Below are 6798 nucleotides of genomic sequence, written 5' to 3' on the forward strand. Positions count from 1 at the left end.
ACCAAAAAAATGCAGATGGAAAGCAAAATACAGGACTTAATTTACTATCGAGATAATTTGCAGATAGAGGACAAAGACAATATTCAAAAGGTTTTAAATACGCTCATTCCCGAGTATCAAGCCGAACAGAACAACCAAACAGCTAAGAAAAATTAGGCTTCAATATCGGGCAAATCAAAAAGCTGTCTATCTCTATTTTCTGTTAAATATTCGTTGAGTTCAGCGAGTATTTTTTCTTTATTGGCTTCATTAGATTGCATCTTTTTAATTAAGTAAGAACCGAGCAAAATTTTACGTCTTGTATCGTCCTTTCTTTCTTGTTCCTTTTGCTTGGTTTTTTCTCTTGCATCAATAGCCTGTTTTTGAGCTTTTAACTGTTTCAACTTTTCTAATTGGGCTTCAATTTTCTTTTCGATATTTTCAGCAGATTTTGTCATAACGGTTAATTTCGGGATATAGAAAACCACTCAAGCATAAAACCCTATGAATTGAAATTCAAGCGGGCTATATGCTATCGTGTTTTTCATGAAATGCGCACTTACGACTTGAATTTCATTCAAGTCAAAAGATGCGTAAGGGGGACACCCCTTAACCCCAAAAGCAAAAGCAAGAGCGGTAAAGCAAATGAAGAAATACAATATTGATGAACAGCATATTTTTATATGCTCAAACTGTGGGAATGAATTTTTATACAAATTACCTAAAATTCTTATAGAGCAAATGAATGGAGTATCCATTCAAACTATTAGAAAAGAATGCCCGAAATGTAATCAATACGTGGATGCCACAAGGAAAATTTAATGGCGATTTACCACTGTACAACCAAAACCGTTAACCGCAGTTCGGGAAGAACTGCCGTTGCATCTATGGCTTATCGTGCAGGGGAAAAACTCAAAGATGAACGAACAGGACTAACCCACGATTTTACGAGAAAGGATGGTGTCGCCCATAGCGAAATTGTGTCTAACCTTGATATAGAAATAGACCGTAGCGAATTGTGGAACTTGGCGGAACAGTCCGAAAACCGCAAAGATGCTCGAACTGCTAGAGAATGGGTCATTGCCCTACCTGATGAATTAGACGCTGATCAACGTAAGGACTTGGCAAAAGAGTTTGCTCAATCACTTGTTGATCGCTATGGCGTGATCGCAGATTTAGCCATTCACGAACCCAGCAAAGGCGGAAATGATAAAAACCATCACGCCCATATCATGCTGACCACCCGAAAAGCTGAATTAGACCCTGACAATAAACTCACTTTGACGACAAAAACCGATATTGAGTTAAGTAATGCCAAACGCAAAAGCCTAAATATGGGAACAACCCAAGACGACATCAAACAGATTCGGGAAACATGGGCGGACTTAGCCAATCACGCACTGGAGCGAGCAGGCTACCGAGAAAAAATAGACCACCGCAGCTATGCCGATCAGAACAATGGACTACAAGCCACCATTCATGAGGGGACTTCGGTCACTCAACTCCGTAGACAAGGCATAGACACCGAAATCAGCCGTTATAACGACCATGTGAAGCAACACAACGCCCAACACCTCAAACAACAGCAACAGCGCACAGACAGCGTTTTACAGCGTGGTTTAAACCGTGCCGAGCAAGGCTTCGAGCAATGGCAGAAAAACCAAGAAGCTAAACGCCTAGAACAAGAACGCCAAGCCGAAATACAACGACAGCAAAAACTAGAGCAACAGCAAGCCGAGCGAGCCAACCGTAAAGCATCACAAGACTTAGATCAGGGCGGAATGTACCGATGAGCAACCAAAACGACCTAGATGACCAGCTCTATATTTTACTGGCATCTATGAAAGAGTATCGAGAAGCCATAGCAGACGATAACAAGCGATTAGAAGCGTTTTACAAGGAAGTGGCTAGCGGAGTACTCAATAAGACCGAAAAACACCTAAAAAACGCCAATCAGAAGCAAATAGACGCACTCAACAACAGTATTCGGGAATTAAACAATGCAACCAATCAACTTGACTGGCGATTCATGGCAATCTACGCCAGTGCTTTTGTTAGCTTGCTGATCGTTTTCTTTTTAGCATTATTTTTATATGTGCCGAGCATGGACGAAATCAAACAGCGTAGAGCAGACGTTGCATGGCTAGAACAAAAATACAGCCTAGATATTAAAAATTGCAATGGGAAGTCTTGCGTTCGCATCATGAAAAATGACTGTCACGGAGCGAATAAGGATTATTGTGTGATTGACCCAAAATAATGATTAGACAGTACTTTGCTCGGCTCTTGCCATCACCGAATCAATGACAGCAGTCGCAAAGTTGCCCGACTTTGAAACATGGCTAAAGCCATCTTTCAAAGCATCGAGCGATAGTCATCCAAAAATTTCGGAATGGCTATCCAACTGATGCAGTTCTAAAATATCGTCACCAACAAGCCTATAGATCAAGACTAAATCAGGCTTCACATGACAATCACGACAATTTTTAAACTCTGCACCACCTTTCAAGGGATGATCTAAATACTTTTCAGGCAAAGGATTATTTGCGACTAAACAATCTAATACTTCTGCCCATTCAGCCGTAACCAGTTCTAAATAACGTCTTTTAATATCACGTTTAAAAGAACTGGTTACGATAATCTTACGTTTAGCCATGTGCTTCTTCCGACATAGCTTTAATCGCTTCTTCTACCGTTTCGTACTCGGTGTACTCGCCATTTTCAATCTCTTTTAAAGATTGAAGTAACTTGGCTGCTGCTTTAGGAGTTAAAGCAGGTTCTCGTGCATAGTCAAAAGACAAAGGAATCGCTTTAGTTTTAACGATTTGATTCAAGAACAGTTTGAATGCTTGAGGCATAGTCAAACCATAGTCTTCCAAAATTGGGGTGACTTGTTCTTTTAACTCTGCTTCTAAGCGCATATTGAAATTGACTGCGGACATGATTCCCTCACTCAAAAACCATTAAAGTAAAGATAATATAAGTCATATTCTTTACTTTTTCATTACTTTTGATGTAATAAATGGTTTCTGACAACTGAATTTCGTATAACAGCCATTATGTTAAATAACTTTTAGAAGCTTTAGTACAAGCTTGACAGATTGTCTTATCATTATAAAATAACCTTATTCAAATCATCCTCCCAAGAGTAACGCCAATGAAGTAAGTCATTTTCTCATCATTATTTTTAAACTTTTGATGTGCAAAATAGATTCTACTTGTGGCTATATATTCTTGGTCTCTACTTTATATCCTAAATAATATATTGTTTTTTATAAGTTAATCTTCACTATTTTGCATATCCTCTACATGAGGAATTTTTTATGCAACATGCATGTATTGCTTCAAACTTAAATTTAGAATTTTCTACACAGAAAATGTTTGATCAGCTAAACATTACGCTTTTATCAGGACAGGTTTCTGCATTAATTGGACGTAATGGTTTAGGTAAATCCCTATTGTTCAGAATATTAGATCAAAGCCAAGCTTTAGATATTCATTATAGTGGTCAAGTTTCATGGAATATCCAACATGATTATTTGGCACAATTAGAACGCCTTAATGCTGAAAATATTGCACAAGCATTAGAGGTAGATCATTTACATCATGCTTTTCGGCGTATAGAGAACAATACAGCTAGTTTTGATGATTATGAGTTAGTTGAAAATACCTGGGATTTACCACAAAAATGGCAAAATATACTTGAAAATGCTGACTTACCTACGGATTTGAACTTTCCAACAGAAAAACTGAGTGAAGGACAAAAAACAAAGCTGGCTTTATGTCGTTTGTTTTTAAAAAAGGATCACTATCTACTTTTAGATGAACCAAGCAACCATTTAGACTCAACATCTAGACAATGGTTAATTGAGAGTATTTTGGCACACCCTAGTGGTGTATGCCTGATTAGTCATGATCGCCAATTACTCAATCAAGTCCAACATATTTATGCTTTAACTGAATTAGGCTTACAACACTACAAAGGTAATTATGAGCATTACATTCAACAGCATCAGCTACACATGGATGCATTAACTCAGTCTATTAATAATGAGAAAAAAGAATTAAAGCAGTTAAAACAACGGCAACATGATAGCTTAATGAAAGCGAATAAACGTCAATCTAAAGGCAATGAACTTCGTGATTCTAATTCTCAAGCAAAGATTTTTCTAGATTTCAAAAAGGAAAATGCTGGACAAAGCTTAGGTAAGCTACGTGCCCAACAAACTCGACAAACTGATGATTTGAAAAATAGTCTGATTAATAGGCAGACCATTGTAGAAAAAATCAAAGCTCAGAAGTTTGAATTCCACTTACAGAGTACGAAGCAAGGAGAGATTTTAAGAATTCATGATTTAAAGCTACCCCATACAGCAACAAATAAAATTAATTTTGCATTGAAAGCTGGCGAAAAAATCCATCTTAAAGGTGCTAATGGAATTGGTAAATCAACCTTATTGAAATTGATTTCTACCCATCAACGTGATGATATTTTCTTTAGTGGAACATGTTTGTATTTAGATCAAAACTTTAGTTTATTAAATAATGATTTATCCGTAATCGAAAACCTTGCACTTTATAACTCCAATCTTACTGAAGTTGAGTGGAGAAATTTGTTAGGTCAGTTACGTATTCGTCGTGAAAAAGCTTTATTAAAACTATCAGAACTGAGTGGTGGTGAAAAATTGAAAGTCGCATTATTAGCAATGAGTCACTATCCTGATGGTATTGATTTATTATTGCTTGATGAACCAGAAAATCATTTAGATATTGAGTCTAGAGAGCTTCTATCGCAGGCTATTAGCCAATATCAGGGCGCTGTAATTTTAGTTTCACATGATCATTTTTTTGTTGAACAGTGTGAAATATCTGAAGAGTATTTAATTGAGTAAAATGACATTTTCAAATATATAGATTTATTAGTTCTACTAAAATTAACATAATACACCTTATCCGAAATGCTTAGATATTTTCATTATCTTTCAATGTTATAGTCAATACTTAATAGCCCGAAACGTCATGCTCGGGCTTTTTTTATGATTCTTCACGTTCCACGACTAATATTTCATCAATGTTTCACAACTTTGATTAGCTCCAGTAAATAATTAAAACCTAGATAATAAGAACCGAGCGAGTGTCTACGAGCGATTGAGCATCATCAAAATTTCGACCTCGCTTTTTCTCTGATTACAAGCTCCCTTTCGATTTTAAACGGTAGTTACAGAGCATCCCGAATGGGTGCGAACTTTGGAGCTTTTGCTTTTCAAAAAGTATGAGCGAAGCGAATACATTACCAATGCTTTTGCTTTTAGATTTCATAAACAGGATTAACCAAAAACTGCCCCATGAAGCGAGGAACGAGCTTCAATAGAGTACGAGCTTTAGCGAGTACATAGGGCAGTTTTAAGCACTCCCCTCTTTTTAATATTTTTTAATTTTTTAATTTTTAGCCTCTACAATTAATTGATATATAAGAATAAAAATAGCAATAAGTACACCTTTATCTTGCAATAAGTACACCTTTATCTTGCAATAAGTACACCTTTATCTTGCAATAAGTACACCTTTATCTTGCAAAGTGACACTCAATAAAATAGAGTGTACTTATATATTTAAAAAACATGTGTGCTTATGAAAAAGGAACTAGTCGTTAAAGATAATGCACTAATAAATGCCAGTTATAATTTAGACCTATCAGAACAACGTTTAATACTGTTAGCCATACTTGAAGCTAGGCAATCAAATACACCCAATGATAAAGATTTGACGATTCATGCTGAAAGCTATATCAACCATTTCAATGTTCATAGAAATACAGCCTATAAAGTTCTTAAAGATGCTTGCAAAAGCCTATTTGATCGTAGATTTAGCTATCAAAAGCTGACTCAAAAGGGCAACATTGAGAATGTAATAAGTCGATGGGTACAACGAATATCTTATGTAGAAAATGAAGCTCTTGTTCGTATTAAGTTTTCTGATGATGTTGTACCGTTGATTACAAATTTAGAAAAACACTTCACCAGTTATGAACTAGAGCAAGTCAGCAGTTTAACTAGTGTTTACGCTATACGCTTGTATGAGTTGCTTATCGCATGGCGTAGTACAGGCAAAGTGACTATGGTAGAGCTAGAAGAGCTAAGATTAAAATTAGGCATAGAACCCAACGAATACAAGAGAATGGGGCAATTTAAAGAAAAAGTTTTACACCTTGCCATTGATCAAATTAATGAGTACACAGATATAAAAGCAGAGTATGAACAACACAAACGTGGTCGTTCAATTATTGGTTTTTCATTTAAGTTTAAGCAAAAATCACAGCCGAAAAAATTAGATTCTAAGCGTGACCCAAACACACCTGACTTTTTTGTCAAAATGACCGATGCACAACGCCATTTATTTGCCAATAAAATGTCAGAAATGCCTGAAATGGGGAAATATTCACAAGGTACAGAAAGCTACCAACAATTTGCTATCCGTATAGCAGATATGCTTTTAGAGCCTGAAAAATTCAGAGAGCTTTATCCAATATTAGAAAAATCAGGATTTCAGCCATGATTAAATTAAACAACCTATCAACTGATCTAAAACATGTGACCGTTGAATACCTCGACATCGTAAATTATGAAATTGCGAGGGAAAATATATGCGGTTATATCTTCCTATTATCTCGAATATCCAAAAATGCAGAACCCACCAAAAAAATGCAGATGGAAAGCAAAATACAGGACTTAATTTACTATCGAGATAATTTGCAGATAGAGGACAAAGACAATATTCAAAAGGTTTTAAATACGCTCATTCCCGAGTATCAAGCCGAAC

The 6798-nt window shown here is 36.2% G+C and carries 8 protein-coding genes; 5 read left to right on the forward strand and 3 right to left on the reverse strand.

Translation table 11 applies throughout. The annotated features are described in order from the left end of the window. Positions 1–152: 152 nt before the first annotated feature. The gene (locus FTV30_RS15265; RefSeq protein WP_004856445.1) at positions 153–437 is read right to left on the reverse strand and encodes a hypothetical protein; all 285 of its coding nucleotides are present in this window, start codon (positions 435–437) and stop codon (positions 153–155) included. A gap of 363 nt (positions 438–800) precedes the next feature. On the opposite strand from FTV30_RS15265, the gene mobQ reads away from it, so the two are divergent. Together mobQ and FTV30_RS15275 are read left to right on the forward strand one after the other, a co-directional pair. Then, on the forward strand, positions 801–1772 hold the full coding sequence (mobQ, locus tag FTV30_RS15270; RefSeq protein ID WP_087528904.1) for a MobQ family relaxase: 972 nt from the start codon (positions 801–803) through the stop codon (positions 1770–1772). Next, positions 1769–2239, forward strand: coding sequence for a hypothetical protein (locus FTV30_RS15275; protein WP_004870960.1), 471 nt, complete (start codon positions 1769–1771; stop codon positions 2237–2239). Before mobQ ends, FTV30_RS15275 begins: the two co-directional genes overlap by 4 nt. 114 nt (positions 2240–2353) lie before the next feature. Here FTV30_RS15275 and FTV30_RS15280 read toward each other — a convergent pair whose 3' ends face one another. Both FTV30_RS15280 and FTV30_RS15285 read right to left on the reverse strand, forming a co-directional pair. Continuing rightward, positions 2354–2635, reverse strand: coding sequence for a type II toxin-antitoxin system YafQ family toxin (locus FTV30_RS15280; protein ID WP_001129137.1), 282 nt, complete (start codon positions 2633–2635; stop codon positions 2354–2356). Beyond that, entirely contained in the window at positions 2628–2921 is a 294-nt protein-coding gene (locus FTV30_RS15285) for a type II toxin-antitoxin system RelB/DinJ family antitoxin (protein WP_004870963.1), read from the reverse strand. Before FTV30_RS15285 ends, FTV30_RS15280 begins: the two co-directional genes overlap by 8 nt. A gap of 381 nt (positions 2922–3302) precedes the next feature. On the opposite strand from FTV30_RS15285, the gene FTV30_RS15290 reads away from it, so the two are divergent. From FTV30_RS15290 to FTV30_RS15300, 3 genes are all read left to right on the forward strand, one after another. Then, the gene (locus FTV30_RS15290; RefSeq protein WP_159124549.1) at positions 3303–4871 is read left to right on the forward strand and encodes an ATP-binding cassette domain-containing protein; all 1569 of its coding nucleotides are present in this window, start codon (positions 3303–3305) and stop codon (positions 4869–4871) included. 739 nt (positions 4872–5610) lie between these two features. Then, positions 5611–6534 (forward strand): replication initiation protein RepM, encoded by a 924-nt coding sequence (gene repM / locus FTV30_RS15295; RefSeq protein WP_004856439.1) that lies wholly within the window; start codon positions 5611–5613, stop codon positions 6532–6534. After that, a partial coding sequence (locus tag FTV30_RS15300; protein WP_180001875.1) for a hypothetical protein occupies positions 6531–6798 on the forward strand: 268 nt, incomplete at its 3' end. The genes repM and FTV30_RS15300, both read left to right, overlap by 4 nt.

It is taken from the genome of Acinetobacter sp. YH12255, from assembly GCF_013417355.1.
Lineage (GTDB): Bacteria > Pseudomonadota > Gammaproteobacteria > Pseudomonadales > Moraxellaceae > Acinetobacter > Acinetobacter pseudolwoffii.

Excerpts from the sequence above, each read along its gene's own strand:
- FTV30_RS15285 (WP_004870963.1), bottom strand. The coding sequence starts at position 2,921 with ATGTCCGCAGTCAATTTCAATATGCGCTTAGAAGCAGAGTTAAAAGAA.
- repM (WP_004856439.1), top strand. The coding sequence starts at position 5,611 with ATGAAAAAGGAACTAGTCGTTAAAGATAATGCACTAATAAATGCCAGT.
- FTV30_RS15280 (WP_001129137.1), bottom strand. The coding sequence starts at position 2,635 with ATGGCTAAACGTAAGATTATCGTAACCAGTTCTTTTAAACGTGATATT.
- FTV30_RS15275 (WP_004870960.1), top strand. The coding sequence starts at position 1,769 with ATGAGCAACCAAAACGACCTAGATGACCAGCTCTATATTTTACTGGCA.
- mobQ (WP_087528904.1), top strand. The coding sequence starts at position 801 with ATGGCGATTTACCACTGTACAACCAAAACCGTTAACCGCAGTTCGGGA.
- FTV30_RS15290 (WP_159124549.1), top strand. The coding sequence starts at position 3,303 with ATGCAACATGCATGTATTGCTTCAAACTTAAATTTAGAATTTTCTACA.
- FTV30_RS15265 (WP_004856445.1), bottom strand. The coding sequence starts at position 437 with ATGACAAAATCTGCTGAAAATATCGAAAAGAAAATTGAAGCCCAATTA.